Raw genomic sequence first — 26,021 nt, forward strand, 5'->3', positions numbered from 1 at the left:
AGCTATTGTAAATAGCCTAATGCACCCTGGCTATACATTGGCTTAACCAATGGCATTGAATGCCCTGATTAATCCGTGTTAATTACCTTCGCTAAATACTTCCCCTGATAACTGGCGCTGGGTTTTTGTTTGGGCGACTGGCCAATGGGGTAAATGTCTACACTGAGTTGAACTTTGGCACTCCCCCCATGAGACAGAGAATCAACAAAGTGTTGATAATCCTGAGCGGTGACTTTGGCGATGCTGTAAAAATCGTGTTCAATCGGAGCGCTGAAACGCTGTTCGCTGTGATAGACCACTACCTGGGCGGGTAGATTCAGGTGTCGACTGATAAGCGTGACAAGACTCCATCCCGAGAGGGTTGCCAAAGTGGCGATGCTGCCCCCAAATGCGGTGTGTTTGTCATTAAGGTTAGGCGTTAACGGTAACTCGGTACGGAGTTCTGCACCGATGCTGGGTTCACAGTGAAAGGCCCGAAATTGGAAGCCCATGTGTTGGCTCAGCGGAATGTCCCGGTGAATTTCTTGAGTGAAGTCATCCAAATGCATCATTTTTTCACTCGATAAGGGTCTCGGTCACCAAACACCGGCAGTCCCCAGTGCCAATATATCGCCGCCATTCGAAGGCAGAAGATGAAGCTCATGGACAGGGCCATAGCGAATAACTGACCGAGGCCCATCATCTGCAAAGCAATATACGCTGCGCTGCCCAGGATACAGACGGTGGCATACAATTCCTGCTTGAGGATCATGGGGGTGTCCTGAACCAGAACGTCGCGCAGCATGCCTCCAGCAACACCGGTAAAGGTACCCATAATAACCGCGATCAAATAGCTGACACCGACATCCAGGGCTTTTTGTGTTCCGACAATGACAAAAAAAGCGAGGCCGAGGGCGTCGGCTGACAAGAGCACGCGTTTGGGTAAATCGCCGTAGAGGCGTAATACAATAACCGTTATGGCCGCGGCGGTGGCGATGGTATAAAACACGCTGTTGTCCTGAATCCAGAATACTGGCACATCCAAGAGAATATCCCTCAACGTTCCACCGCCTATTGCAGTTAAAGAGGCGAGCACTAAAACCCCGAAACCGTCGAGTTGTTTGCGGTGCGCCAGTAAGGTGCCCGAAGCCGCAAATACCGCGATGCCTAAAAAATCAAATATTGCGAACCAGAGTTGGCTTGTCATTCTTCAAATATTCCACGTAACTTTTGCAGCTTAGCGTTGAGCTCTTCACTGTTGTCTCTCTGTAGGGCCAGGCGCGTTGTGTGCTTTGCCATATCGCGGTAGAGCTCGGCCAGTTGTGAATGGTTGTTTTCCAGAGCCTGCCATTGTGCCGTGACAAAATCATGATCGCCACGTGCAATCGGGCCCGTCAGGGCATTGGCCGGGCCTTGCTGGCGAATATTTTCGAGGGTGCCCGAAAGCAGAGGTTGCAACAGGGTATCGGCCAGTTGTTGATCGATGCCCGCTGCTGCAAAAGCTTGGTGGCTGGCGGCGATCAGAGGGGCCAGATAATTGCAGGCAATAACGGAGGCGGCGTGATACAGCCACTTGTTTCCCTCAATCGCAAAACAGTGTCCACCGATCTGCTCAAAAGCCGGCAGTAAGGCCGCCAAGGCTTCAGCGTCACCTTCGTAAGCACAGTGGCTGCCCGCAAATTGCGTGAGCGACTGTGCGGGTTGGGCAAAGCTGTGGAGTGGGTGGATGCTGGCGATAAATGCCCCTTGAGCTTGCAGGCGGTTCAGTTCGGAACTCGATAAAGCGCCGCTGCAGTGGAACACAATATCGCCCGGGCGGATGATGTGCTTAAGAGATTCACAAGCGTTTGCAAAAGCACTGTCGGGTGTTGAGACAAGCCAGATATCACTGCTGCTCAAGGCGTCAGAGTTACTCAAGCATTGGGCGGATTCAGCACCGATAAAATCCCGGGCATCAAGGCAGGTGCTTTGAGTGCGACAGTACAACTGTTGAATGTCGAAATACGCCTGTTGGTGCCATAACTTTGCCAGTGTTTGCCCGAGGCGACCGGCTCCATAGATCGAAAGTGAGGCAGGCATATTGGAATTCTCTCTGGCGATAGGGAAGTGGCGCCATTATAGAGTGCTCGACGGTGGGCGTCAGCCAGGGCCAGACAGCTTTGATTCTGTTGACCCTGATGAAGGTGGCTGAAGGGGCTTAATGGCTTTCGAGCAGAGCTTTCAGTACATGTTTGCGGCTGATCAGGCCGATCAGTTTGCCGTTTTTAACGACGGGGTAGTTTTTGGGTTTACCGCTCATCATGACTTCAGCCAGTTCGATGATACTTGTGTCCGGGTCGACCGTGACCGGGTTATTGAACATCACGCTGGTGACGCGAATGGGGGCCTCCTGATAGAACGAGCCGTTAAGCATATCTTTCATGCAATCGTGCTCGGAAACAAAACCCACGACCTGTTGCTGTTCATCCACCACGGGGGCACCCAGCACCCCGGCGGACAGCAGGCTGTCCACGGCTTCACGAATATTTGCCGTGTAGGGAATCGCATGTGGATCGTGGTCCATAAAATCGGCGATGGTTAAGCTTTTGACGGCCAATTCCATAATCAGCTCCTTTTGCTGGAAATGGGAAGTGAGCCGGGCCTCTACCGCTCTACGCGGCCAGGCTCTCAGTCCATATTAGACCTCGTATGCGCAGTCCACAAGTCTATATTAGTGGGAGCTGATTTATGTTGGCTAAGGCATTGAAGCAAAGGGGGAGGGAAGGTCCAAGTGCATTCGCGCTCGCCGATCAGCAAGCGCGTGCTGGATAACGGGGTCAGCTTATTTGGCTTCCCCCTGACAGATATCCCGATAGCGGGAAACAACCTGCGCCATACCGTGAGTCAGCGACTCCACGGTCAAGCCGTGACCGATAGATACCTCCTGCAGACCGGGCACGGTGCAGTATTTGGCGAGGTTTTGCAGATTGAGATCGTGGCCGGCATTAATGCCAAGACCGATTTCCTGAGCCGTTTCGGCAGCCCGACAATGGGCTTGGAAAATGTCCTCCAACTCAGGACGTTGTTGTTTAAAAGCCCAAGCATAGGGGCCGGTGTACAGCTCAATTCGGTCAGCTCCCACCTGTTTGGCTAATTTGATTTGCTCAACGTCCGGGTCCATAAAGAGGCTGACGCGGATGTCCTGGCTTTTCAGTTTAGCGATCAATGGTGCGAGTTTGTCGCCGCTCTGGCGTAAGTCGAAGCCATGATCGGAGGTGAGTTGTTCATTGCTGTCGGGTACCAGGGTACATTGATCGGGTTTGTGTTGTTCTACCAAAGCAATAAAGCCCGGGTAATCACCGAGGTCTTCGGCAAAGGGATTGCCTTCGATATTGAATTCAATGTCGTCAATATCCCTGACCAGTTCACTCAGACGTGCCACGTCGTCCGGGCGAATGTGGCGTTGATCGGGGCGAGGGTGGACAGTGAGGCCGTCGGCACCATTTGCCAGACAGATTTTTCCGAATTCGACCGGGTCGGGATAATTCCCTTCGCGGGAATTTCGCAACAGGGCAATTTTGTTCAGGTTTACGCTAAGGGCAACGGCCATAATGTTTGTCTCATTGTTCAGGGGATCGGCGGGGCAAGCGCCGCATCGCAAAATAATGGGAAAATTATGCGCTCAAGTGATTGTGCTCGCAAGTTGGGAAAATAATTGTTTCTGTTAAGCCGAGGTTGAGAATTATTGAGTAGACTCGTACTCTTTGGGATAACTCTTTCGGGTTATGCAACAATTCAGAACGCCATCGCAAAAGGTCTTTATGCCAGGCACAACAAGCAGCAGAACAAACGGCAGCCGAATTGATGCGAGTCAGTTGCCGACAATAATGCAACAGGAAGTGGAGCTGTACCTTGATACTTTATGGATGGAAAAAGGGCTTAGCGAAAACAGTTTAAGTTCCTATCGTCGGGATTTATTGAGTTTTGCCTTGTGGTTACACACGGAAAAGTCCACTGACAGTTTGTTGAAAGCGACACCCGAATGGGTGCAAGGGCATTTGGCCTGGCGGCTTGAACAGGGATTGAGTGCACGGTCGACCGCGCGGTTTATGTCCTGCTTACGGGGCTTCTATAATCTTCAACAACGTGAAAATCGTGTGTCAGAAAACCCGATTGCCTTAATTGAAAACCCCAAGCTTCCCAAAGGTTTACCAAAATCCCTCAGCGAAGAAGACGTGGATTATCTCCTCGCCGCACCGGATGTGGACGATGCTGTTGGCTTGCGTGACCGCGCGATGCTTGAGTTGCTCTATGCCTGTGGTCTGCGCGTGAGTGAATTGGTGGGCTTAAGTGAAAGTCAGGTGAATTTGCGTCAGGGCGTGATTCGGGTGTTCGGCAAAGGCAGCAAGGAACGATTGGTACCAATGGGCGATGCGGCGATTCACTGGATTCAACGCTACATCGCCAATGGCCGCGGATTATTGCTGAAAGGGCCTAGCGATGTGTTGTTTCCCAGCAATCGTGGCCAGCAAATGACCCGTCAGACGTTTTGGCATCGTATTAAACACTGGGCCAAGGTGGCCTGCATCGACAAACCACTGTCCCCGCATACCTTGCGCCACGCCTTTGCTACCCATTTATTAAACAATGGCGCCGACTTGAGAGTTGTGCAGCTGCTACTGGGACACAGTGATCTGTCGACCACTCAAATTTACACTCATATTGCCAAGGAGCGCATGAAGGCGCTGCATGAGCAACACCACCCCAGAGCGTAAGCGCCGGCTGTAAAAGAACCGCGAATGCGCAATCATAGAGGACCGCTGTGCGTTAACTGGGTAGAAGCAGACGCACATAATGGTCCGCGAGCCCGCTAACTTTAGTCTTATGTGAGGGATTTGTGAGACTAGGCTAGGTATAATGCCAGGCGTTTAAGGAATTCAGTCAGATACCGCTGTTTGATTATTGATCATTGAAAGTGGCGGTATATCAGGAATAACAGTGAAAAGTGAGTAACACAGTGAGCTTGATGAAATCTTCGATCAAAAAAGCCGGTACATTCGCCTTGATGGCCGCCATGGGGTTTGGCTTGGCAATGGGTGCCCAGGGGCAATCTGCAGAATTGATGGCCGTCGACGAGAAAATTAAGGCCAAAATTACCGAGAACATGAGCAAATCGGTACCTGGCTTCGCGATTCAGCACATCAGCCGCACTCCGGCGGAAGGTCTTTACAGCGTTCAAGTTGAACAGGGGCCGAAGGTCTTCATTAACGCTGAAGGGACGTTCATCATTAATGAGCAGGGGCAGGCGATTGTTCCTGAGAACGGCAGCTTTGTTGCTTGGATGGACCCGGTAGAGCGCCGCCTGGAAGAAGAAATTCAGCGTATTGCCAAAACCACTTTGAATAAAATTCCGGAAGATGAGCTGATTGTCTACCCGGCCAAGGGTGAGAAAAAAGGCCAGATCTTTGTGTTCACCGATGTGGATTGCGGTTTTTGTGTGAAGTTGCATCGCCAGGTGCCGCAAATGAATGAGATGGGTATCGAAGTGCGTTACCTGGCATTCCCACGTTCCGGTCCGGTTGGTGCATCTGCTGACAAACTGGCTCGCGCTTTCTGTGCAGACGACCGTGGCAAAGCGCTTACTGAGTTGAAAAATGGTGGCGGTATGGAGCGTGACATCTGCGCTGAGCATCCAATTCAGGAGCATTTGAAGCTGGTGCGCGCCTTTGGTCTGCGTGGAACGCCGGGTATCTTCCTGCAGGACGGCACTAAGATAGCGGGTTACCGCAGCGCAGAAGAGTTGGCCGCACTGTTGAATATCTAATCGTTTGAGGGCTCTTCGGCTTCGATCGAAGAGCCTTTCCCTTCTTGCCTGCTGATTTGGGCCATCTATTAACGAATTACCCCGCCTTTTAAAGAGTGTTTGCAAACCGCGTCCTATGTGGTTTGACAGCCTTTGGATGGGCAAGTATTGTTCTCATCTTTTGCCCCAAACGCCACTCAAGAGCGTTGTGCAATACGCCTTCGGGCAAACCCTAAGCAATCAGCGAGGAAACCATTTTGAAACCGGTAAAAGTTGGACTCTGTGGCCTGGGCACTGTTGGCAGTGGCACCTTTAATGTTCTACAGCGCAATTTGAATGAGATCAGTGCGCGAGCCAGCACCCCGATTGAATTAAGCCATATTGGCGCCCGCCGGGATAATCCTGCCTGTGACACCTCTGACTACTCTGTGAGTCGCGATATCTTTGCGGTAGTCGATGACCCCGAAGTGGATATCGTTGTTGAATTAATTGGTGGTACTACCGTTGCAAAAGAGCTGGTTGAAAAAGCCATTGCCAATAAAAAGCATGTGGTGACTGCCAATAAGGCATTGATCGCTGAGTTCGGCAATGAACTGTTTGCCAAAGCTCAGGAGCAAGGGGTTTGCATCGCCTACGAAGCCGCGGTTGCCGGCGGAATTCCGATCATTAAAGCCATGCGCGAAGGCTTGTCGGCGAATCATATTGAATGGCTGGCGGGCATTATTAACGGTACCGGAAACTTTATTCTGACTGAGATGCGCGATAAAGGTCGTGACTTTGCAGACGTGCTGAAGGAAGCCCAGGAGCTGGGTTACGCCGAAGCGGATCCGACCTTTGATGTGGAAGGCATCGATGCTGCCCATAAATTGGTTATTCTGGCATCGTTAGCGTTCGCCATGCCATTGCAGTATGACAAAGTGTTCTGTGAAGGTATCAGTACCGTTCAGCCTGTTGATGTGAAGTACGCTGAAGAGCTGGGCTATCGCATTAAGCATTTGGGCATTGCTCGCCGTCGTGAAGAAGGCATCGAGCTGCGTGTACACCCAACCCTGATTCCCCATAAGCGATTGATTGCCAATGTCGATGGCGTTATGAACTCGGTATTGGTACAGGGCGAAGCGGTTGGCCCAACTCTGTACTACGGTGCTGGTGCCGGTGCCGAACCTACGGCGTCAGCGGTGATCGCGGATATCGTGGACGTAGCGCGTGCTGTCGCGAATGATGCGGCTACGGTTCCGGCGCTGGGTTTTGCCCCTGAATATTTACAGGATCACGTCATTCTGCCAATTGATGCCGTCGAAACCGCGTATTATCTGCGCATGTCGGCACTGGATAAGCCCGGTGTGATGAATCAGATTACCCAGATTCTGAGTAATGCCGGCGCCAGTATCGAAGCGTTGGTTCAGAAAGAGCGTGAATCGGAATCCCAGGATCATGTCGATGTGGCTCTGTTGACCAACAGTGTGCTGGAAGCGGACATGAAATCGGCTATGGAGCAGATTGAAGCTTTGGACAGCATTTCCGGCAAAGTGAGCCGTATCCGTATGGAAACCTTGGGCTAATCCCTCTCTGGTTTGATCGAGCTCGGGGGGAGAAGCTTCTTCGGTGCATCTCCCTCGGCTTTGTCCCGCCCCTTAAATCCGTTAAACTTGCGGTCATAATTATTACATTAGGCTCCCCGAGGGAGCGCCAATAGCAATATAAGAGCAGCCGCGGTTGCTCGTATCACGATAGGAAACATCCCGTGAAATACATCAGTACGCGTGGGCAGGCGCCGGCGCTTAGCTTTGAAGAAGCCATCTTAACTGGCCTGGCCAGTGACGGCGGTTTGTACGTTCCCGAATCACTCCCCAGCTTTTCCAAAGAGGAAATTGCCAGTTGGGCTGGCCTCAGCTATCAGGCGCTGGCGTTCAAAATTATTGAGCCCTTTGTGGCTGGAGACATTCCCTCAGATGACCTGAAGGGCATCATTGATCGCGCTTACAGCAGTTTCCGTCATGAGGCGATTGCCCCTATGGTACAAACCGCCCACAACGAATGGGTGCTGGAATTGTTTCAAGGTCCAACCTTGGCCTTTAAAGATTTTGCGCTGCAATTTTTGGGGCAGCTGCTCGATTATGTGTTGAATAAGCGCCAGCAAAAAGTAGTGGTGATGGGCGCTACGTCCGGTGATACCGGATCCGCTGCGATTGAGGGGTGTCGTCGCTGCGAGCACATCGATATTTTTATTTTGCACCCGTATCAGCGTGTGTCTGAAGTTCAGCGCCGTCAAATGACCACAGTACTGTCAGACAATGTTTACAATATTGCGCTTGAAGGTAACTTTGATGATTGTCAGAACATGGTAAAAGCCAGTTTTGCGGATCAGAGCTTTTTGCCCGAAGGCCGTCAATTAGTCGCGGTGAACAGCATTAACTGGGCGCGGATTATGGCCCAGATCGTTTACTACTTTTACGCTGGCCTGGCGTTGGGTGCGCCTCATAAAGCCGTCGCTTTCTCGGTACCGACCGGCAACTTTGGTGATATTTTTGCGGGTTATCTGGCGAGCAAAATGGGCTTGCCTGTTGATCAGTTGATCGTGGCTACGAACAGTAATGACATTTTGCATCGTTGCTTGTCCAATAACGATCACAGCAAAAAAGAGCTGGAACACACCTTGTCCCCAAGTATGGATATTATGGTATCCAGCAACTTTGAGCGTTTGTTGTTTGATTTGTATGGTCGTGATGGTGCCGCCATTCAACAGTTAATGGACGATTTCAAATCGGGTTCTATGAGCTTGAGCGACGATGCCCTGAATAAAGCTTCTGAATTGTTCAGCAGTTATCGCTTGGACGACGATGGCATGATTGAAACCATCGCCAGTGTGTATGACAGCACGGAGTACTTACTGGACCCGCATACCGCGATTGGGTTGGCAGCTGCCCGCAGCGAGCGCCGTCGTCAGGATATTCCCATGGTTTGCTTGGCAACTGCGCATCCAGCGAAATTCCCGGAAGCGGTCGAGAAAGCCATCACAGGTATGCAGCCGCCACTGCCTCACCATATGAATGACCTCTTTGGTCGTGAAGAGCGCTATGAAGTCTTAGCCAATGACATTGGTTTGGTGCAAAACTTTGTGCAGGAACACAGCCACTAAGTGATAGCCGCGACGGGCTCGGTAAACGCCGCAAAGTGATAGGTAACAAGGCTCCTTCGGGAGCCTTTTTTGTGGGGTATTCATGAGGCAGAGTCTTACTGAGATTTCAATCCGGAGATTCTGGGGCAGCTTGCTTGGTGACGTTTGAATACAGGCCATAGATGAATCGAATGGAGAGTAATGCCGCCCAAATATCAAAAATAAACCCGCGTCCCGCCGCAACATCCCCCATGGGAAAACCCAGGGAAATAGGGGGTGGCAAGCTGATCCAAGCCCATTCGCCGATAGGCCGAATGACCATGCTCAGGCAAGGCAGCAAGCCGAACAGATAACCCGCAACCTTCCGGTGCCAAAAATAAAAAGCGGCGATTGAACCACTGAGCGGATACAGGAATGTGTAGATAAGACGTTCGATGATGGGGGTTTCTGAGCCTGCGTTAGCCAGAATGAACACAGCAATCACCGCACAAACCAGGAAATACAAACACAGGGCACGATGAAACATCGTGCCAGGAGGCCGGGATTGGGAAGATGTCGCGCGAGAAAACATAGTGTTGCAGTGGCCTTAGGAATTCAGAATCGTGGTGGCGATTTCCGAACCGGGTAAACCCGATCCGGCTATGCTCAGAATAATAAAAATGAATGCGCCAACCGTGAGCAGATACCAGACGAGGGAAAATACGACCCCGTAGCGGTCCATCGGCGTGACGGTTTGGTGTTTGAATTCTTTCCAGCTAAAAACCAAATCCAAGGCGCCAATGACCACAAAGAATCCGAGCAGGGCAAGGCCCAGCTGCAAGCTCAGGGCAAACATGGCCGCCGAAATGATCATTAGCCCGAGATAGGGTAGGTAAGAACGCCCCGAAAAGACCATCGCCTTCACTACTTGCCCGCCGTCGAGAGGCAATACCGGCAGCAGGTTAAAGATATTGATCAAAGCACTGATAGACGCCACCAGACCAATAAAGTGATTTTCAGTAATGAGGTAGGCGAGATAAAACACAACGCTCATCAGTAGGCCAAAGCAGGGCCCCATCATTGCGATAAACACTTGCTGCCAATGGCTGCTGGCTTTGTCTCCGACGGCAACACCTCCCACAAAGGGAATCAGGTACATTCCTTTTGTTTTCATGCCGCTGCGTTTCATGGCCCAGAGGTGACCGTATTCATGGAAGCAGATGACGGCAATCAACACGAGTGCAAACTGCCAGCTGAACATAATGCTCCAGCCAGCCAATGCTGAGCCGGCCAGCAAAACTTTGATGGCCTTTGCGCTCTTAAACAATTTAAAGGCGAGGCCAATGAGTCCAATGGTATGCCCACGGCTTTGCTCGGTCTGCTCTTCAACCGACTCGACGATATACTCGGGCAGCTTTTGCTCACCATCGAGCAGGAGTTCGTCTTCGCGAAACAAAAAATACTTACAGATATTCTGACCGGGAAAGATCTGATAGCGCACCATGAGGTTGCCCAGCTCCGGGTGGCCAATTTGATATTCTGCCCGACTTTGCAAAGGGCGTTCGCCCTGTAAATGTTCACCATTGACGGACAGTTGTTCCTGACCGGAGTCCGAGCGCAATAACTTAAAATTCAAGGTATCGTGCTCCAATTCGAAAATCAGATTTGTCATGTGTGAGCGTTCTTCAATCATTCCATTCACTCGGCTTTACTTTTATGCTGCAAACTGGCGGCATTGTCTTCCCAATTTTGGCCATCAAAAGCCACGACACGCATATGTTCAGGAGGGGTGTCCAGGCAGCGGACATTCACATCCACGCCATCGGGGTTGGATCTGGGAATATAGAAAGGTTTGATGCCGCAGTGTTTACAAAAGTAGTGTTTTGCAACAGCGGTATTGAACGTGTAGCAGCTTAAATCGTCTTCGCCCTTCAGCAAACGGAAGCGAGCCTTGGGGACGATCAAATGCAGAAATCCGGTTTTTTTGCATATAGAACAGTTGCAATCTTCAACTTCTGGAGCGTCGATACTATCGACTTCAAAGTGCACTCGACCGCAGTGGCAATTGCCTGAGTAAGTAAATAATTCCATATTATCAGTAGCTTATGTTTATTTTGAGGCCCTGCAAGCATAATAACTTGGATAAGGCGGGTATTGGTGTTAGTCTAAAAATGATCTCAATTGAGATCATTTGCCAAAAGAAGATCGATTGAAACCAACAATAACGTACAGACCGCGAACGTGCCTTGTTCGCAGCTTTGGAGGTAAATTATGGCCCATTTGCGCCCCCTAGATCGAGAAGAAATGGATGATGAGCTGCAAGCGCTTTATCAACATTATGAGAATACCCGTGGTTTTATGCCCAATAGCATTCGTACGATGGCGCGACGCCCAAACATTGCGAAGCGTTTTGGTGCTTTGAACCAGGCAGTTTTGTACGAGGGCACGGTCAGTGAAGAGTTAAAGATGCTGGTTTCACTGATTTCCAGTCAGGCCTCAGGTTGTCGGTACTGCCAGAGCCATATGGCGAATCTGTCATCTATTTATAAAGCGTCTGATAAGAAAATTGCCGCTGTGTGGGAATTTGAAAGCAGTGAGTTGTTTAGTGAGGCAGAGCGAGCGGCGTTACGTCTTGCTTACAAATCCTCTTTGTTGCCAAACGACGCCTCAGAAGAAGACTTTGCGGAATTGGCGAAGCACTTCGATGAGGGGCAGGTGGTGGAGATCGTTGCCTCTGTCGCATTATTTGGCTTTTTAAATCGCTGGAATGATACTATGTCCACCGAACTGGAAACCTTGCCCAAACAGGTCGCAGAACGTGCATTGCAGGATACGGACTGGGAAGTCGGCAAGCACCAGTAATATAACTTCAATCAGGCTTGCGGTGTTGGAAGTGAGCGCAGGTCTGGAGTATCAAAGCGTTAAACGGAAACGCTTTGGTGCATGTGAATTAAGATAGGAAGCCAGATGAGTCCCCCGGAAGCTAACGATCAGCAGGATCAGGAGCCGCGCAAATCTGAATCAATGGAGCAGGAAGCTCAACTGAATCAGCAGCCCAGCTTAATCCTGAATCAGTTTTTACCTTTTCGTTTGGTGAACCTGGCAAAGCGTGTCAGTGATGCGTATTCCTGGGTGTACGATCGCGATTACGGTCTGACCATTCCCGAGTGGCGAATTCTGGCTCGCCTGGGTGAGCAGCCGGGCTTAAGTTCCAAGGTGATTGGTGAAATTACCATGATGGATAAATCCAAAGTTTCCCGTGGTGTCAAGCAGTTGGAAGACAAAGGTCTGTTGCTCAAAAATAAAGATCAGCAAGACAATCGGGTTTACTACCTTTCACTCACCGAAGAAGGGCAGCAGCTGTACCACACGATTGTGCCCTCGGCGTTGAGTTGGGAAGCGGAGTTGTTGCAATCTCTGGATGTGGCGGAATATCGGGATCTATTTCGGATTATGGAAAAGTTGGATAAGCGCCTGGTAGAACTTGCTCAAGATACTTAAATCCTGGGCAAGTTTTGTTTAACCGTTTTTTGTTGCGCGATTTTAGAGTGTGAAACGCTCATTCGTATTGCTTGTTCCATTGCCACTGGGTCCTGTGGCGCCACCAATGACATAGATATCTTTTCCAAAGCGTCCCGCACCCAGGCCGTGCCGCGGCGTCAACATATCAGGCAGGCTTGTCCAGCTGTCCTGGCTGAGTGAGTAACGCCAGACCTCTTTGAATACTTTCGCCTGTGGGATAAAGATTTCTCCGCCAAAAACAATGAGTCCGTCATCAACGACCACACTGGCGCTGCCGGCTTGCGGTAACGGCAGTGGAGCTGCCTCGCGCCACTGGCCCGTACCCAAATCATAAATCTCGGTATTGGATAGATTTCCCTCGGAAGTTCGGCCGCCGCTCACAATCAGTTGTTCGCCCAGCCAGCCACCCGTGGCACTGTTACGTGGCGTCGGTATCGGTGGCAGTGTTTGCCACTCTTGGCTGTCAGGTAGCCAGCGATAATGGTCGGTTACTTCCCGGTGGTCACTGCGGCTATTGTTGGCGTCGCCGAGAGGACTTTGACCGGTAACCCAATGAATTGCGCCATCCGGTGCGCATGCAAGCACCCCTTCGGCTAAGGGCTTTGGAAGGGAATCAATCTGCTTCCAGCCATCCTCGAGCAGTTCGTAAACCGCATCCTGCATACGCCATATGTGGCTGTAGCCACCGTGGAAACCTCCCAGTAAAAACAGCCTTTCGCCATTGCTTACCAAGGTAGCGTGATGCATGGCTTTCGGCAGCTCGGCCTCTTCGCGCCACTGATTGCTGTCGGGGTTAAAGCTGTAGCAGGCATCGCTGAAATAGGGCACGCCGAATTTATTGGCGATGCCACCTGCGACATAAAGTCGCCCCTTGTGCACGGTGGGGTATATTTCTTGAATCTTGGCAGGAATGGGGGCAGGGTTCGCTGACCATGTTTGGTTTGATTTTGCGACAGCACTCATAAGTGGGTGAGCGCTTAGCAGGCCTGCGGCCGATCCTATCAGAAAGTGACGTCGATCCATTGGGGGCTCCAGATGTCTTGCCATGCTTTATTATTTTAATGGGCGCGATAAACACGGATTATCTCTGAATTCGGGCGGTGGGTCGAGCAATGGCTGAACTGGGTTCAAGCCAAGAAAATTAAGTTGACAGAAATTGGAGTAAAGACTTCAAGGAAAATGGCATCGAAAGAAAAGACGGTCAACGCCGGGAGCGGAATGAATACGGAGCGCCGGGGAGGGGGCGCTCCGTACCAGGAAGAATCTTAGAAGTTGTAATTCACACCGAGGGTGCCGTAGTAGATGTTTTTATCTTCCACAATCGGGCTGTCGGTGATGCCACTGCCCAGGCGTCCATAGCCCGTATTAAAAGTGAAGTCCCAGTGTTTGGTGAAACTGTAGCGACCGCGCACGCCAGCGTTAAAGTTCACGCTGTCATCTGCCTTGTACAAGGCACGGGTTGCAGTGACTTCATTACTGCGAACACCAAAGTGGTGATCCACTTTATCGTCACTCATCCATTCAACGCCGGCATAGGGATTAATATTCCAGGCACCGAATTCCAGGTCGGCAATGTATTCCAGGCCGACGGTATGGCCCTTGTGCTCGTTGGAAATGTCGCTGACTGCGCTGAAACGCAAGCGCCCCATGTCGGTTGTATGGTTGATGTAGAAGCCGCCTTCCAGAGCATGGTCGCGTTCGCGCAAGCCAGCCAGTTTAGCGTTGCCACGATAATCTTTGTCGTCACTCAGAAATGATGCGTCGCCGCTCAGAATCAGACCGCCACTCAAACTGCCTTGTGTAAACAGATTCAGGCCAAGTCCTTTTTCATTGAAGAAAAAGCGATCGCCATTGTAGCGAACACGCGGGATAATAATGCCTTCGTTATCTTCACCGGCATAGGGGTTGTTGATTGCGCCAGCGGCGATGCCAACAACCCAAGTGTTGTCGGCCTGACCTGGATCGACTGCGTCGTTTGCCTCTAGGTTTCCAGCTAACAATAAGCACGTGGCGATGGTTCCAAATTTAGTTACATTTTTCATACAGTCCTCACTGTTGGTCTTGTGTTTGTTTATGTGAGGTACTTTACGAGGCTTAGCTAAACCCAAAATTAATTTTTTCTGAATGAAACATTAACCAGAAAAACTATACGCCTTTATCCGTTTCACTTTTAATTGGCACTTGATAACACTGTACCTGATTGGTTCGAGGTGAGTACAAAACCAGATAGGGAACGGTCGGGTTTAGTAAGCTGGCGGCCCAATTACCAAACGTGGTTTCTGTGGTGACATGATTCCAGGCTTTACCGCGGCAAACTTCTGAAAGATTCAGAGGAGGGCTTAACTCCACCAGGCCATTCAGTGTGGTGTGATGCCAGCGAGTTTCTTTCTGTTGATTGTTTTCTTGCTCATATTGCACAAAGTGAATGCGGCTACAGCCTGAGATCGCCAGCAGGCCACTCAGGACAAGAGCATAACAACTAAGCTTCTTCATAGCGGCACCATACCTTGGCAGTTCTAGGGGAATAGATAAACAGAGTCAGCAAGCTCAATACATAGTCGTTACTGGAGATAAGTGTTTGCATCTGTTCGATTTCAGCACCTTCGCAGACTTCATTGACATCCACTGTGTGCTCACCAATCAGACCCGCCAGATAAAACGGTTTGCTGTCAATGTAATCGGGTTCCGAGTGCAGCTTCTCGCCACCATTTGGGCGAATAGTGACACTGGTGCAGGCACAAAGGGCAAGCAAAGCGAACACCGTCAGTGTTCTCTGCCAGATCTTGCTATCCATACTTAATCTCCATAATTACGGGGTACGACTATTATTTTTGGGGAATCGGAGTTGCAGCCGGGCACCTTGCCACTGGCTGTTTGATATCTTGAGTTCGGCTTGATAGGAAGCGAGAATTTCTCGTACCAGGGCCAATCCAAAGCCCTGACCTTCGGCTTGGCTATCCAAGCGGACGCCACGTTCAAAAATACTGTCTTGCTCGTCTTCTGGAATACCGGGGCCGTCGTCACTGACACTGAAATACCAAGCCTGTTTATCCTGCCAGGCCTCTACCGCAACCCGGCTGTTGCCATATTTAAATGCGTTGTCGCAAAGATTGCCAAACACTTCGGTCATGTCTTGCTCATCGGCGTAAACCGACAAGTCGGTATCGATCTTGATCTCGCATTGAATGGCTTTGTCCAGATACACTTTCTGCAGGGCTTTAATAATGGCACTGACTTCTTGCTCGACGGAGACTGCAACAAAGCTTGCCTGTTGATTGCCAGTCACGGCGCGTTGAAGCTGGTAGTCGACAATGTCACGCATCCGGCGCAATTGTTTATTCATGTTCAAGCTGAGTTGTTTTTGGTCGATCAAATCTTCTTCGGCCTCGTGGCTTAAACCCCGTAATACCGATAGCGGTGTTTTCAGACTGTGAGACAGATCCGCCATACGATCGTGATAACGTTGTCGTTGTCGGCGCTCGTTCTCAATCATCAAATTAAGATCCAGTGCCATCGGGTTGAGGTCCTTGGAATAGTTTGAAGCGAGTTTTTCCTGTTCTCCATGGTTCAAGTCTTGAATGTCGCGGCTGAGTTTTTGCAAGGGCTTTAAACTGAGTCGAACAATCAACCATTGCAGCAGCAGGAGGGCAAGCAGCACCAGCCCTGTGGCGAGGGCAATCAGCCAGTAAACATTATGTTGGCGTTCCTGATAGCCGTCGGCTTTTTCGAGCACGCTGAAGACGAAGCGGCTGTGGCGGCCAAATTCATCAGGCCAGCTGGTGTTATAGCTCAGGCTGTAGTAGTTCTGGCCTTGCTCATCCACGGCTAAACCAAACAGCCATTGACCAGCCTCGGGTTGAGGCAAACTGAGCTGATGTGTGGTAGCGGATACGCTGCGCCAGGCGAGGCGCCCCTGATCATCGTATACCTGGGCCAGCAGAGGAGAGTCTTCAAAGTTAAAACGTTCATCATTGACGGTGTGAGGCAAATAAATTTCACCATTGAAGTTGTCGGCCTGACTTAGCAAGCTGTAATTGATGAGTTTCAAACGTTCGCGGATCAGGGTTTCAACATTTAAGCTGTATGCCTTGCCCAGGCCAATAGCCACCGCCAGGGCGATAAAACCCAGGATCAGAAAGCTGATTACAAATAGGCGTTGGGCAATGGACATGGTCAGTTGGCCAGTTGCTTAAAGCGGTATCCTCGACCACGAAGTGTCTCGATGGGTTTTAAGTCACCGGACGGGTCGAGCTTTTTACGCAGGCGGGCAATGATCACTTCCAAAACATTACTGGTATTTTCATCCACTGGGTCGTCGTACAAACGCTCCAGCAGCAGGGGTTTGGTGGCGACCTTACCCGGGTTCAGCATAAAGTGTTCCATTAGGCGGTATTCAAAGCTCGTCAACTCCATTTCATCGTCATTAATAAAAAAGGCGTTGGCTGTGATGTCCAGTTGAAAGGGACCATTGCTTAAACGTTTGCGATTAACGCCGGTGGATCGGCGCAGCAGGGCATTGATGCGAGCTTGCAGTTCTTCGGGCTCGAAGGGTTTGGTGAGGTAATCGTCGGCACCGGCATCCAGGCCTTGTACTTTGGTTTTCCAGTTAGAGCGCGCGGTTAAAATCAATATTGGAAAACTCAGCTCCTCTTCACGTAAACGCTCAATCAGGCTCATGCCATCCATGCGTGGCAGACCCAAATCAACAATCGCCAGATCGATCGGAAACTCCTTGGCAAAGTAGAGGCCCTGGGCCCCGTCGTTGGCGACCTGAACTTGAAAACCGCTGTTGCTGAGTTGTCTGGCCAGTTGGCCCTGTAACTCTTGATCGTCTTCAACAATTAAAATTTGCATAGTGTTTTTATCCCTAGCGGGGAATCTCCTCGCCATTGATGGCGCTCAAATAAAGAATTTGAATGACCCCTTCCTGGTTGATCAATTTCACCCGATAACGTTTTTGCTGACCTTGGCCCAGTGCTTTAATGTGCAAAATATTGGCGGAGTAGCGTTGGGCGAGCAGGCGTCGTATGTCCGCTTCACTTAACCGTGTTCCGGGATTGTTGGGCGTTAGATTATTACCGGGCCTTGGCTTGTTGTTCTGTGGGCGCTCTTGTCTATTAGACGCTCGTCCTTTGTGTTCTTTGGGGGCCAGTTGTACTTGATCTTCAATCCAGCGGGTCAGGGGTTTGACGGCTTTTTCCAGCCATTGGGTGCCGGGGTTGAGTTTTTCTTCCAGCCAAATGGTATTGTCAGATTGGGTTTTCTTTTTGCGTTTGCCTTTTTTAGACTTTTTGTCGGATTCGTCGCGCTGCTCTTGCTGAGGTTTCTGCTTTTTATCGGCTTGGGCGAGGCTGAGCCCTGGCGCGGCCGCGAGGGTCACCAGTAGACACAGGGAGAAAATGAAGGGGGAAAGCCTGTTGCGGATCTGCTTGAGCATGCTGTTTCGTTCAGGGGTTAAAATGATCGTATCCTTCTTGCCGTTTGAAAGCCCGCTTTACCCGAATGAGGCTGACCTTCGGGCGGCAAAGAGATTGCACGACTTTAAGCCAGAGCGACTATAAAAGCGATACATTAATGGTAGATTAATTGGATTGGAGGTCTTGCTGGGTATGCCGATGGGCCCGTGGCTCAGGTTTCATCATTGGTGATAATGAAGGGCTTCTTTATGATAAATATTTACATATAAATATATTCCATTTCATATTTAATTGAGTTATGGTGTCTTTTAATGAAGGTGGTCGAATCCACGCTGTTGACGTCGAGTTTCCAGTGGAATCGTTCCGTTTGCCCAAGGCGCACCCAGCGCCTTTAAAAAGAACAATAATATTGTATTCAATGGCCCCGAGGGCTGAACCGAGTAGATTGATAAGAATGTCAGTAGGAATGCACATGACAAGCGTATATAAGCAATGGCAGGCCAGTGTTGAGCAGTATTCAGGCTGCGAGTTTTTGCATATTCCCGCCAGTGCCGCCAAGGCTTATCACCCCGAAGCCATCACCCTGAGTTATGCAGAGATGGACGCGAAGGTTGCCCCCTGGCATCAGGCTTATGCTGAAGCCGGGTATGGTGTTGGGCACCGAGTGGCTCTGCTGCTGGGAAATAGACCGGATTTCTTTGTGCACTGGTTTGCGCTGAATGCTCTCGGGGTTTCCGTGGTGCCGATCAATGGCGATATGCAGGACGAAGAAATTGCTTACCTGCTTGCGAACAGTGAATCCTGCCTGGCAGTGGCATTGCCCGAACGCATTGATCAGATGAAAGCGGCTGCTGCCCTGAATGATCGGCCGCTGGCCATCGCAAGCGCTCATGATGTACTCAGTCTTGTTGCGGCGCCGGAGCGTGCGAGCGAACAAGAGGGTGATGAGCAAAGCGAATGCGCCTTGCTGTATACCTCCGGCAGTACCGGCAAGCCCAAAGGCTGCATTTTAAGCAATGAGTACTTTCTTGAATTTGGTCGTTGGTATCAGACCGTTGGTGGCCATATCCAGCTGACGCCGGGTCAGGAACGTCTGTTGACCCCTTTGCCGCTGGTTCACATGAATGCAATGGCGGTATCCACCATGGGTATGGTGATGAGCGGCGGTTGTTTAATTCAATTGGATCGTTTTCACCCCCGTAGCTGGTGGCAATCGGTGGCCGAGAGCCGTGCCAGCATCGTGCATTATCTGGGTGTGTTACCGGCCATCTTGCTCAACATTGAAGCGGGGGAGTGGGAATCTCAAATTTCGGTGAAGTTTGGATTTGGTGCTGGTGTGAATCCTGCGCATCACAAAACCTTCGAGGATCGTTTTGGTTTTCCCCTGATTGAAAGTTGGGCAATGAGCGAATCGGGAGCTGGCGGATGCATTACCGCGGCAGCCGAGCCTCGACACGTTGGCACCTGTTGCTTTGGTCAGTTACCCGATGATGTGGAAGTGAAACTGATCGATGAAGAGGGCCGGGAAGTGGCTTTCGGTGAACCTGGTGAGTTATTGGTTCGGGCGAAGGGCGATAATCCGCGCAAGGGATTCTTCTCCGGTTACTATAAAAACCCTGAAGCCACTGCAGAAGCCTGGGAAGGCGGCTATCTGCATACCGGCGATGTGGTGCGCCAGAGCGAAGACGGTAGCTTCCACTTTGTCGATCGTCGCAAAAACGTCATTCGTCGCAGTGGTGAAAACATTTCCGCATTGGAAGTTGAAGCTGCGCTCAGTCAGGACCCGAAGATTGACCAGTTGGCGGTATGTGCAGTACCGGATGAGATTCGGGGTGATGAAGTGATGGCGTTGATCATTCTGGAAGACGGCGTGGCGAACAGCGAGGCCAATGCTGAACGTATCATTGAAGCGGCCCGTGAACGCTTGGTGTATTACAAGCTGCCGGGCTACATCGCCTTTGTTGATGAACTGCCAACGACCGCATCCAATAAGCCCCAGCGTGGCGAAATCAAAAAGCTGGGTGCTCATATTCTCAATGAAAAACGCTGTTTTGATTTGTGCCACCTGAAGAAGGGCAGTAAGCGATGAGTAGACCCGCCAGCTACCAAGGAGTAGCACTGGTGTGCCCCGTAAGCGTGGGTTATGCCAAACAAAGCGAAAAAGGTGCGGCCTATTTTATTGGTCGCAGTCTGGGAGAAATGATCCAGCAGGCCGGCATTAAGAAAGACGATGTTGATGGCTTGGCGATTTCCAGTTTCTCTCTGGGGCCCGATTCAGTGATCAGTCTTTGTCAGCATTTTGATATCAGTCCCCGCTATCTCGAACAGTTACCGTTTGGTGGTGCCTCAGGGGTTATTGCTATGCGTCGCGCGGCACGTGCGGTGCAAATGGGGGATGCGGATATTGTGGCTTGCATCGGTGGTGACACCAATCAGGCGGGCAGTTTTGCTGACCTGATTGCGGATTTTTCCACCTTTACCCGCGATGCTTCCTATCCTTATGGCGCCGGTGGGCCAAACGCCGCCTTTGCACTGATCACTCAACACTATATGGAACAGTACGGTGCGACGCGTGAAGACTTTGCGCGTATTGCATTGTCACAGCGTTACAACGCCAATCATTATCCTGGTGCATTGCTTGGCCATAAGACACTGAGCATGGATGACTATCTCAATGCTCGGCCTATAGCTGGCCCGGTGCATATGTTTGACTGCGTCATGCCCTGTGCGGGTGGTGAAGGCTTCCTGATGATGAGTGTGGCGCGTGCCCAATCCCTGAATTTGCCTTATGTGATGATTCTGGCCGCAGACGAATTGCATCATGCGCACCGAGATGATCCGGTTCAGTTTCGTGCGGGTTGGACAGAGTATGCGTCGGCACTGTATGAGCAGGCCGATCTGGGCCCAGATGATATTGACCTATTGCAGACCTACGACGATTACCCGGTGATTTCCATGATGCAAATGGAAGATTTGGGCTTCTGTAAAAAAGGCGAGGCGAGAGATTTTGTGCGCAACACGGCGTTAACGTTTGATGGCCACAGTTTCGGTGATACGACAAATGCCTGCCTGCCACACAATACTTCGGGGGGGCAGCTATCCGTAGGTCAAGCCGGTTCGGCGGCGGGCTTTCTTGGCCTGGTTGAAAGCATTCGCCAATTACTTGCCCAGGCGGAAAAAAACCAGGTCGCGAATGCGCGTCATGCCATGGTCAGTGGTTACGGCATGATTAATTACGATCGGGGCCTGTGTTCGGCTGCCACCATTCTGGCAAAGGGAGACGTTTGATGAGCGATTCTTTTTCCCAATCTTTACCTCCACGCAAGCGCACCGTCTTGGGTGAGCAGCTGCAACCTTTCGCCGAAAAAGGAGAGCTGCATCTTCAACACTGTGGAGCCTGCCAGCAGTGGTCTTATCCTCCGCGTGAACTTTGTGGCCATTGCCTGGCCGATGCCTTGAGTTGGCAGCTGTGCTCAGGTGAAGGACAGGTGCTCAGTCGGATTGATCTGCATAACAGTTTTGAAGCCTATTTCAGTGAGCAGCTTCCCTGGTCTTTATTGTCAGTAAAACTGGATATTGGCCCGGTGCTCTATGTTCATGGTGAAGGTCAAAGCGGCCAACGTGTCAATGTAAAACTACAGTTAGATGCCGCATCAGCACCCGTATTCCGGGCTGAGTAAAGCGCTGCAATATAGATGTCAAAGAGACATCCTCTTGAGAACAAATGGGTGATGCTATGAGTAAAACAGAATGTGTATTGGTCACCGGTGGCAGCACCGGCATCGGCGCCAGTATTTGCGCGGAATTTCTGGAGCAGGGCATGCAGGTTATTAACCTGGCGCGGCGTCCACTCGAACTTGAGAATACCGAGTGGCAGTCACGTCTGCATAATGTTTCAGTCGATCTGACTGATCGCGCCGCGACCCAAGCAGTTGCTGAACAGGTTGCAAAGGATTTTCACATCACTCGCTTTGTGCACAACGCGGGTGTGATCAAAGCCAATCTGATTGAAGATGTGGCCTTGGATGAGTTGGACTACGTCAGCAACATCCATCTGGCTGCGACCATTATCCTGACTCAGGCGGTCTTACCCGCTATGAAAGAATCCGGTTTCGGTCGCATTGTGTTAATTACCTCGCGAGCGGCTCTGGGTTTGCAAACGCGCAGTGTGTATTCGGCAACCAAGTCCGGGATGATGGGGATGGCGCGTACTTGGGCATTGGAGCTGGGGCAGTATGGCATTACGGTCAACACCGTTGCTCCAGGCCCCATTGCGGCTACCGAAATGTTTCATGATGTGATTCCTGAAAACAGCGAAAAAATGACACAGCTGGCGGCCAGCATTCCTGTGCAGCGAACCGGTTTTCCGGGTGATGTGTCGCGGGCAGTCAGTTTCTTTGCCGATGAGAAAAACAGTTTTGTCACCGGTCAGACGTTGTTTGTCTGCGGTGGTTCAAGCCTTGGCTCTTTGAGTTTATAAGCCGGGCGAGAAAAAGGCCGTGATGGTACAGAAAAGCATCGCGGCGAAAAATAATGATGTTAATTGTGAAGCGAGATAGGGAGTTGCCCCATGAGCTATTCCGTAGAAGATATTGAAAAATTAGTGGAACCTGCGAGAGTGCATCGCAAGGTTTATACCGACGAAGAAATTTTCGATCTGGAGATGGAGCGAGTTTGGGGGCGCACCTGGATTTTTGCTGGACACGCCAGCGAAGTACCCAATGCCGGTGATTATAAAACCTTTAATATTGGCTCCCAGTCGATGTTGATGGTACGGAATCGGACCAACGATGATATCTCGGTATTTTACAATCGCTGTACCCACAAAGGGGCCAAACTGGTTGGCGATGGCAAAGGTTGTGCGAAAGCGTTCCGCTGCCCGTATCATGCCTGGACATTTGCCACTGACGGTAAGTTGCTTGCAACGCCTCCAACCAAAACTTTGGAAACCAGTGGTTTTGCGCCAGACGATCCGGAATACAATTTGCGACCAGCGGCCCAAATTGATGTTTATCACGGCTTTGTATTTGTCAATCTGGATGCTAATGCTCCGAACCTGAACGAATATTTTGGCGATTCTCTGACCTCCATCGACAATATGGTTGAGCGCTCCCCGGAAGGTGAGTTGGAAATTGCGGGTGGTGTTCTGCGTTATCGCCACGACTGCAATTGGAAAAGCTTTGTGGAAAACCTGAACGACAATATGCATCCAATGGCGACTCACCAGTCGGCTATTGAAGCTTGTCAGAGCTACGCCAAGGAATTGCCTGAAGGTCAGGAAGTGCCTGAAACTGTGCATATCCTTGGGCCTTTCGGCAGTTCTTACGATTTCTTTGAAGATATGTCCCATGTTGTGTTTCCCAATGGTCATAGCTATTCGGGCAATAAGGTCAGTATTCACAGTGCCTATCCACCTGTGCCGGACTATGTCGAAGCGATGGAGACGAGTTATGGCAAGGAGAAGACCAAGGAAATCTTTTCCTGTGCACGCCACAACACAGTGTATTACCCATCCTTGACGATTAAGGGCGCCATTCAGGCGATTCGGGTTGTTCGTCCGATTTCTGTGAACTGCACGGATATTGAAACCTACACCTTCCGCTTAAAAGGTGCGCCGGATGAAATGCTAAAGCGGACTTTGCTGTATTCACGCCTGATCAATTCACCGTCGTCCATTGTCGGTGCGGATGATCTGGAAGTTTATGAGCGTGTTCAGTCAGGGTTGCGCAGTCAGGGTCACGATTGGGTAAGCATGGAGCGTCAGAAAGACAATGACGAACCACAGGCCGATGGCTCGATTGAAGCAACGGGCTCCAGTGAATTGCCATTCCGTAATCAATACAAGTATTGGCTGCAGCTGATGACCAATACCGATACCGTTAAGATCAAAGCCTAGGGAGAATTATCATGAGTCAGTATCAACGCCCGGGGCTTAAAAAAATTGAAGCGTTTTTGTATCACGAAACCGGTTTGCTGGATCGCATGCAGTTGCGTGAATGGATTGATCTGTTCACCCCAACCGGTGATTACTGGATGCCGGTGACGCCGGATCAGGAGGATCCAGTGAATCACATTTCCATCTTTTATGATGACCGTGATCTGATGGAAATTCGTTTGCGTCATTTTGACAATCCACGCTCTCATTCCAAAGACTTTACCATTCGCAGTTCCCATGTATTAGGTAATGTACAGCTGACGGATTTTGATGAGGGCACGGGCGATTGCCAGGTGAAATGCAACTTTCAATGTGTCATGTATTACCGGGATCAGCAGCAGCTTTACGCGGGAACTTGTGATTATCACCTGGTGTTGATTGATGGCCGTTATCATATTCAACGCAAACGTGTCGACCTGATCAATTGTGACGCACCTCATGGGTCGATCCAAACCTACGTTTAAGGTCTCAGGTATTTAGGGGGTTTGGCATGAGTCAGTGTCAACAATGTTACGAATGCGGCTGGGTGTACTACCCGGAGCTTGGCTGGGCAGCGGAAGGTGTCGCTGCCCAAACGCCGTTCTCACAGTTGGATGACGGTTGGACTTGCCCGGATTGCGGCGCAGAAAAAAGCCAGTTCAATCCAGCGAATCCCGACGCGTTGGGGCAGTCGCACAATCAATTCGCCGGCATGAGCGATCGCCGCCAGATCTTGGGGGCCGGTGTTGCTGCCGCCAGTGTTTCTGCTGCGGCGATGTTTGGACCGGCAGAAGAGAATAAGGCAGCTAAGGCCAATGACGCTGAAACAACATCCCAGAGCGATGGCTTTCGCGTTTGGGAGTGTATTGTATGCGGTTGGATTTACGATGAAGCCAAAGGCTGGCCACAAGATGGTATCGCCCCAGGCACACGTTGGGAAGATATCCCTGAAGACTGGGTATGCCCGGAATGTGGTGTTGGCAAATCAGATTTTGATATGCAGCGCCTTGAGTTGGCTCCCACCGAATCAGGCGCGAAGCCTGTTGCTGAGACGGCGAACTACCAGATCGACCACGGTCGCGAACCCCTGGTGATCATTGGTACAGGTTTGGCTGCCTATCAATTGGCTCGCGAGTGGCGACGGGTTGACCAGAAAACGCCGTTAATCATGATCAGCCGGGACGATGGAGCGTTCTATTCGAAACCACTGTTATCGACGGGATTCAGTCAAGGCAAAACGGCGGGTGATCTGCAAAACAAAACAGCCGAACAAATGGCGGCGGAATTGCTTGCGGACATCCGTATATTCAGTCAGGTAGATGCCGTTGATACTCAAGGTAAAACGTTGAACCTGAATGGGCAGACGGTGGCCTATGGCAAGTTGGTACTCGCATTGGGTGCACAGTGTATTCACGCACCGATGCAAGGCAATGCTCTTGATCGGGTGTATCACGTAAATGATTTGATAGACTACCAACGCTTCAGAACCGCATTGGCCGGTTTGGGTGCGAGGGCCAAGGTGTTGATCATTGGGGGTGGTCTGATCGGTTCCGAATACGCGAATGACTTGGCGGCCAGTGGCTATGAGATCGAAGCCGTGGAAGCCATGGACAGAGTGCTGGGCACGCTGTTGCCGCCGGAAGCGTCTTATGCCGTGCAAGAAGGCTTGAATCGCTTGGGTGTGAAACATCACTTTAACACAGTGGCTGAACGCATTGACCGTGACGGGCAGGGCTTAAAAGTGAGCTTGAGCAACGGTGACACCGTAAATTGCGACATTGTCCTTTCAGCTATCGGTGTGCGAGCGAATATTCAATTGGCAGAACAAGCCGGTTTGAATGTGGAGCGCGGTATTGTTGTTGATCGACAATTGCAGAGTTCAGCGGCCGATGTTTATGCATTGGGTGATTGTGCCCAGGTTGATGGCCACTTGTTGTATTTTATCGAACCACTCAGTCAGTGTGCGAAGGTGTTGGCCCATAATCTGGCCAGTGGTCACGTCAAAGAGGGGGCGCAATTTGTCCGTTACGGCGTGATGCCCGTCACGATTAAAACGCCTGCTTGCCCAACCGTTGTTTGTCCTCCACCGCGAGACCTTCCGGGTCATTGGAAAATCATGGGTGAGGGCATCAATGTCAAAGCGGAGTTTCATGACGAGGCCGGTGAGCTGAGAGGTTTTGCCTTAACCGGTGCTGCCACGGAGTTAAAAGCGCAGTTGAGTAAACGGATGCCAGATTTAATGTCCTGACGCGTTTGCGTATTACGCAATACGGATAACCTGTCTATCGAATGGCGGCTCAATAGTCGCCG

Annotated in this window: 28 protein-coding genes; 13 read left to right on the forward strand and 15 right to left on the reverse strand. The window is 50.8% G+C overall.

Going from position 1 to position 26,021, the window contains the following annotated elements; translation table 11 throughout:
* Nucleotides 1-68: 68 nt before the first annotated feature.
* From ABWW03_RS07310 to ABWW03_RS07330, 5 genes are all read right to left on the reverse strand, one after another.
* Nucleotides 69-551, reverse strand: a complete 483-nt coding sequence (locus tag ABWW03_RS07310) for a YiiD C-terminal domain-containing protein (protein ID WP_353407377.1) — start codon at nt 549-551, stop codon at nt 69-71.
* The gene (locus ABWW03_RS07315; RefSeq protein ID WP_353407378.1) at nt 548-1,186 is read right to left on the reverse strand and encodes a trimeric intracellular cation channel family protein; all 639 of its coding nucleotides are present in this window, start codon (nt 1,184-1,186) and stop codon (nt 548-550) included. The genes ABWW03_RS07310 and ABWW03_RS07315 overlap by 4 nt, the downstream gene beginning before the upstream one ends.
* Nucleotides 1,183-2,058 carry a Rossmann-like and DUF2520 domain-containing protein gene (locus ABWW03_RS07320; RefSeq protein ID WP_353407379.1) on the reverse strand — a complete coding sequence of 292 codons (876 nt, stop codon included), beginning with the start codon at nt 2,056-2,058 and terminating at the stop codon, nt 1,183-1,185. Before ABWW03_RS07320 ends, ABWW03_RS07315 begins: the two co-directional genes overlap by 4 nt.
* Before the next feature lie 118 nt (nt 2,059-2,176).
* Nucleotides 2,177-2,581, reverse strand: coding sequence for a CBS domain-containing protein (locus ABWW03_RS07325; protein ID WP_353407380.1), 405 nt, complete (start codon nt 2,579-2,581; stop codon nt 2,177-2,179).
* 219 nt (nt 2,582-2,800) lie between these two features.
* Nucleotides 2,801-3,568: a pyridoxine 5'-phosphate synthase gene (locus tag ABWW03_RS07330; RefSeq protein WP_353407381.1), complete on the reverse strand. Its 768-nt coding sequence runs from the start codon at nt 3,566-3,568 to the stop codon at nt 2,801-2,803.
* Between the two features lie 277 nt (nt 3,569-3,845).
* Here ABWW03_RS07330 and xerD point away from each other — a divergent pair, with 277 nt between their 5' ends.
* From xerD to thrC, 4 genes are all read left to right on the forward strand, one after another.
* Nucleotides 3,846-4,733 carry a site-specific tyrosine recombinase XerD gene (xerD, locus tag ABWW03_RS07335; RefSeq protein ID WP_353407583.1) on the forward strand — a complete coding sequence of 296 codons (888 nt, stop codon included), beginning with the start codon at nt 3,846-3,848 and terminating at the stop codon, nt 4,731-4,733.
* 251 nt (nt 4,734-4,984) lie between these two features.
* On the forward strand, nt 4,985-5,782 hold the full coding sequence (locus tag ABWW03_RS07340) for a DsbC family protein (protein ID WP_353407382.1): 798 nt from the start codon (nt 4,985-4,987) through the stop codon (nt 5,780-5,782).
* Between the two features lie 236 nt (nt 5,783-6,018).
* A complete protein-coding gene (locus ABWW03_RS07345) occupies nt 6,019-7,323 on the forward strand; it encodes a homoserine dehydrogenase (RefSeq protein ID WP_353407383.1) in 1,305 nt (434 codons plus the stop codon).
* Between the two features lie 182 nt (nt 7,324-7,505).
* Nucleotides 7,506-8,900, forward strand: a complete 1,395-nt coding sequence (gene thrC, locus ABWW03_RS07350) for a threonine synthase (RefSeq protein WP_353407385.1) — start codon at nt 7,506-7,508, stop codon at nt 8,898-8,900.
* A 106-nt stretch (nt 8,901-9,006) separates the two neighbouring features.
* Here thrC and ABWW03_RS07355 read toward each other — a convergent pair whose 3' ends face one another.
* From ABWW03_RS07355 to ABWW03_RS07365, 3 genes are read right to left on the reverse strand one after another with little or no spacing between them, the layout of a single operon-like run.
* The gene (locus tag ABWW03_RS07355) at nt 9,007-9,405 is read right to left on the reverse strand and encodes a hypothetical protein (protein ID WP_353407386.1); all 399 of its coding nucleotides are present in this window, start codon (nt 9,403-9,405) and stop codon (nt 9,007-9,009) included.
* A gap of 60 nt (nt 9,406-9,465) precedes the next feature.
* Nucleotides 9,466-10,530 (reverse strand): metalloprotease, encoded by a 1,065-nt coding sequence (locus ABWW03_RS07360; protein ID WP_353407387.1) that lies wholly within the window; start codon nt 10,528-10,530, stop codon nt 9,466-9,468.
* Nucleotides 10,531-10,556: 26 nt separating this feature from the next.
* Nucleotides 10,557-10,949, reverse strand: a complete 393-nt coding sequence (locus tag ABWW03_RS07365; RefSeq protein ID WP_353407389.1) for a GFA family protein — start codon at nt 10,947-10,949, stop codon at nt 10,557-10,559.
* Between the two features lie 180 nt (nt 10,950-11,129).
* Here ABWW03_RS07365 and ABWW03_RS07370 point away from each other — a divergent pair, with 180 nt between their 5' ends.
* Both ABWW03_RS07370 and ABWW03_RS07375 read left to right on the forward strand, forming a co-directional pair.
* Nucleotides 11,130-11,720: a carboxymuconolactone decarboxylase family protein gene (locus ABWW03_RS07370; RefSeq protein WP_353407391.1), complete on the forward strand. Its 591-nt coding sequence runs from the start codon at nt 11,130-11,132 to the stop codon at nt 11,718-11,720.
* 105 nt (nt 11,721-11,825) lie between these two features.
* Nucleotides 11,826-12,359: a MarR family winged helix-turn-helix transcriptional regulator gene (locus ABWW03_RS07375; RefSeq protein WP_353407392.1), complete on the forward strand. Its 534-nt coding sequence runs from the start codon at nt 11,826-11,828 to the stop codon at nt 12,357-12,359.
* Nucleotides 12,360-12,401: 42 nt separating this feature from the next.
* On the opposite strand, the gene ABWW03_RS07380 is transcribed toward ABWW03_RS07375, so the two are convergent.
* The 7 genes from ABWW03_RS07380 to ABWW03_RS07410 form a co-directional block, all read right to left on the reverse strand.
* Nucleotides 12,402-13,403: a Kelch repeat-containing protein gene (locus ABWW03_RS07380; RefSeq protein ID WP_353407393.1), complete on the reverse strand. Its 1,002-nt coding sequence runs from the start codon at nt 13,401-13,403 to the stop codon at nt 12,402-12,404.
* A 242-nt stretch (nt 13,404-13,645) separates the two neighbouring features.
* Nucleotides 13,646-14,422, reverse strand: coding sequence for a MipA/OmpV family protein (locus tag ABWW03_RS07385; protein WP_353407394.1), 777 nt, complete (start codon nt 14,420-14,422; stop codon nt 13,646-13,648).
* A gap of 103 nt (nt 14,423-14,525) precedes the next feature.
* Nucleotides 14,526-14,873 (reverse strand): Bor/Iss family lipoprotein, encoded by a 348-nt coding sequence (locus tag ABWW03_RS07390; RefSeq protein ID WP_353407395.1) that lies wholly within the window; start codon nt 14,871-14,873, stop codon nt 14,526-14,528.
* Nucleotides 14,860-15,174, reverse strand: coding sequence for a Bor family protein (locus tag ABWW03_RS07395; protein WP_353407396.1), 315 nt, complete (start codon nt 15,172-15,174; stop codon nt 14,860-14,862). Before ABWW03_RS07395 ends, ABWW03_RS07390 begins: the two co-directional genes overlap by 14 nt.
* A gap of 15 nt (nt 15,175-15,189) precedes the next feature.
* Nucleotides 15,190-16,551, reverse strand: a complete 1,362-nt coding sequence (locus ABWW03_RS07400) for an ATP-binding protein (RefSeq protein WP_353407398.1) — start codon at nt 16,549-16,551, stop codon at nt 15,190-15,192.
* Nucleotides 16,552-16,553: 2 nt separating this feature from the next.
* Nucleotides 16,554-17,234 carry a response regulator transcription factor gene (locus tag ABWW03_RS07405; protein WP_353407400.1) on the reverse strand — a complete coding sequence of 227 codons (681 nt, stop codon included), beginning with the start codon at nt 17,232-17,234 and terminating at the stop codon, nt 16,554-16,556.
* Nucleotides 17,235-17,247: 13 nt separating this feature from the next.
* The gene (locus ABWW03_RS07410) at nt 17,248-17,817 is read right to left on the reverse strand and encodes a hypothetical protein (protein WP_353407401.1); all 570 of its coding nucleotides are present in this window, start codon (nt 17,815-17,817) and stop codon (nt 17,248-17,250) included.
* Nucleotides 17,818-18,269: 452 nt separating this feature from the next.
* Here ABWW03_RS07410 and ABWW03_RS07415 point away from each other — a divergent pair, with 452 nt between their 5' ends.
* The 7 genes from ABWW03_RS07415 (at nt 18,270) to ABWW03_RS07445 (ending at nt 25,959) form a co-directional block, all read left to right on the forward strand.
* Complete coding sequence (locus ABWW03_RS07415; RefSeq protein WP_353407402.1) at nt 18,270-19,886, forward strand: AMP-binding protein; 1,617 nt, start codon at nt 18,270-18,272, stop codon at nt 19,884-19,886.
* Nucleotides 19,883-21,085 (forward strand): thiolase family protein, encoded by a 1,203-nt coding sequence (locus ABWW03_RS07420; protein WP_353407403.1) that lies wholly within the window; start codon nt 19,883-19,885, stop codon nt 21,083-21,085. Before ABWW03_RS07415 ends, ABWW03_RS07420 begins: the two co-directional genes overlap by 4 nt.
* Nucleotides 21,085-21,477 (forward strand): Zn-ribbon domain-containing OB-fold protein, encoded by a 393-nt coding sequence (locus ABWW03_RS07425; protein WP_353407405.1) that lies wholly within the window; start codon nt 21,085-21,087, stop codon nt 21,475-21,477. The genes ABWW03_RS07420 and ABWW03_RS07425 overlap by 1 nt, the downstream gene beginning before the upstream one ends.
* A 56-nt stretch (nt 21,478-21,533) precedes the next feature.
* Nucleotides 21,534-22,277 carry an SDR family NAD(P)-dependent oxidoreductase gene (locus tag ABWW03_RS07430; protein ID WP_353407407.1) on the forward strand — a complete coding sequence of 248 codons (744 nt, stop codon included), beginning with the start codon at nt 21,534-21,536 and terminating at the stop codon, nt 22,275-22,277.
* A 90-nt stretch (nt 22,278-22,367) separates the two neighbouring features.
* Nucleotides 22,368-23,693, forward strand: a complete 1,326-nt coding sequence (locus ABWW03_RS07435; RefSeq protein WP_353407408.1) for an aromatic ring-hydroxylating oxygenase subunit alpha — start codon at nt 22,368-22,370, stop codon at nt 23,691-23,693.
* A gap of 11 nt (nt 23,694-23,704) precedes the next feature.
* Nucleotides 23,705-24,196, forward strand: a complete 492-nt coding sequence (locus ABWW03_RS07440) for an aromatic-ring-hydroxylating dioxygenase subunit beta (protein ID WP_353407410.1) — start codon at nt 23,705-23,707, stop codon at nt 24,194-24,196.
* 26 nt (nt 24,197-24,222) lie between these two features.
* Nucleotides 24,223-25,959, forward strand: a complete 1,737-nt coding sequence (locus ABWW03_RS07445; RefSeq protein ID WP_353407411.1) for an FAD-dependent oxidoreductase — start codon at nt 24,223-24,225, stop codon at nt 25,957-25,959.
* Nucleotides 25,960-26,021 lie beyond the last annotated feature (62 nt).

Source organism: Pseudoteredinibacter isoporae, assembly GCF_040372805.1.
Taxonomy (GTDB): Bacteria; Pseudomonadota; Gammaproteobacteria; order Pseudomonadales; family Cellvibrionaceae; genus Pseudoteredinibacter; species Pseudoteredinibacter isoporae_A.

What these genes read in the sequence shown, in the direction of transcription:
- ABWW03_RS07330 (WP_353407381.1), bottom strand. Translation starts at nt 3,568, where the DNA reads ATGGCCGTTGCCCTTAGCGTAAACCTGAACAAAATTGCCCTGTTGCGA.
- ABWW03_RS07370 (WP_353407391.1), top strand. Translation starts at nt 11,130, where the DNA reads ATGGCCCATTTGCGCCCCCTAGATCGAGAAGAAATGGATGATGAGCTG.
- ABWW03_RS07420 (WP_353407403.1), top strand. Translation starts at nt 19,883, where the DNA reads ATGAGTAGACCCGCCAGCTACCAAGGAGTAGCACTGGTGTGCCCCGTA.
- ABWW03_RS07315 (WP_353407378.1), bottom strand. Translation starts at nt 1,186, where the DNA reads ATGACAAGCCAACTCTGGTTCGCAATATTTGATTTTTTAGGCATCGCG.
- ABWW03_RS07425 (WP_353407405.1), top strand. Translation starts at nt 21,085, where the DNA reads ATGAGCGATTCTTTTTCCCAATCTTTACCTCCACGCAAGCGCACCGTC.
- ABWW03_RS07340 (WP_353407382.1), top strand. Translation starts at nt 4,985, where the DNA reads ATGAAATCTTCGATCAAAAAAGCCGGTACATTCGCCTTGATGGCCGCC.
- ABWW03_RS07355 (WP_353407386.1), bottom strand. Translation starts at nt 9,405, where the DNA reads ATGTTTCATCGTGCCCTGTGTTTGTATTTCCTGGTTTGTGCGGTGATT.
- ABWW03_RS07320 (WP_353407379.1), bottom strand. Translation starts at nt 2,058, where the DNA reads ATGCCTGCCTCACTTTCGATCTATGGAGCCGGTCGCCTCGGGCAAACA.
- ABWW03_RS07445 (WP_353407411.1), top strand. Translation starts at nt 24,223, where the DNA reads ATGAGTCAGTGTCAACAATGTTACGAATGCGGCTGGGTGTACTACCCG.
- ABWW03_RS07395 (WP_353407396.1), bottom strand. Translation starts at nt 15,174, where the DNA reads ATGGATAGCAAGATCTGGCAGAGAACACTGACGGTGTTCGCTTTGCTT.
- ABWW03_RS07435 (WP_353407408.1), top strand. Translation starts at nt 22,368, where the DNA reads ATGAGCTATTCCGTAGAAGATATTGAAAAATTAGTGGAACCTGCGAGA.
- ABWW03_RS07375 (WP_353407392.1), top strand. Translation starts at nt 11,826, where the DNA reads ATGAGTCCCCCGGAAGCTAACGATCAGCAGGATCAGGAGCCGCGCAAA.
- ABWW03_RS07365 (WP_353407389.1), bottom strand. Translation starts at nt 10,949, where the DNA reads ATGGAATTATTTACTTACTCAGGCAATTGCCACTGCGGTCGAGTGCAC.
- ABWW03_RS07310 (WP_353407377.1), bottom strand. Translation starts at nt 551, where the DNA reads ATGATGCATTTGGATGACTTCACTCAAGAAATTCACCGGGACATTCCG.
- ABWW03_RS07415 (WP_353407402.1), top strand. Translation starts at nt 18,270, where the DNA reads ATGACAAGCGTATATAAGCAATGGCAGGCCAGTGTTGAGCAGTATTCA.
- ABWW03_RS07390 (WP_353407395.1), bottom strand. Translation starts at nt 14,873, where the DNA reads ATGAAGAAGCTTAGTTGTTATGCTCTTGTCCTGAGTGGCCTGCTGGCG.
- ABWW03_RS07385 (WP_353407394.1), bottom strand. Translation starts at nt 14,422, where the DNA reads ATGAAAAATGTAACTAAATTTGGAACCATCGCCACGTGCTTATTGTTA.
- ABWW03_RS07325 (WP_353407380.1), bottom strand. Translation starts at nt 2,581, where the DNA reads ATGGAATTGGCCGTCAAAAGCTTAACCATCGCCGATTTTATGGACCAC.
- ABWW03_RS07410 (WP_353407401.1), bottom strand. Translation starts at nt 17,817, where the DNA reads ATGCTCAAGCAGATCCGCAACAGGCTTTCCCCCTTCATTTTCTCCCTG.
- ABWW03_RS07440 (WP_353407410.1), top strand. Translation starts at nt 23,705, where the DNA reads ATGAGTCAGTATCAACGCCCGGGGCTTAAAAAAATTGAAGCGTTTTTG.
- ABWW03_RS07400 (WP_353407398.1), bottom strand. Translation starts at nt 16,551, where the DNA reads ATGTCCATTGCCCAACGCCTATTTGTAATCAGCTTTCTGATCCTGGGT.
- xerD (WP_353407583.1), top strand. Translation starts at nt 3,846, where the DNA reads ATGCAACAGGAAGTGGAGCTGTACCTTGATACTTTATGGATGGAAAAA.
- ABWW03_RS07430 (WP_353407407.1), top strand. Translation starts at nt 21,534, where the DNA reads ATGAGTAAAACAGAATGTGTATTGGTCACCGGTGGCAGCACCGGCATC.
- ABWW03_RS07405 (WP_353407400.1), bottom strand. Translation starts at nt 17,234, where the DNA reads ATGCAAATTTTAATTGTTGAAGACGATCAAGAGTTACAGGGCCAACTG.
- ABWW03_RS07380 (WP_353407393.1), bottom strand. Translation starts at nt 13,403, where the DNA reads ATGGATCGACGTCACTTTCTGATAGGATCGGCCGCAGGCCTGCTAAGC.
- ABWW03_RS07360 (WP_353407387.1), bottom strand. Translation starts at nt 10,530, where the DNA reads ATGACAAATCTGATTTTCGAATTGGAGCACGATACCTTGAATTTTAAG.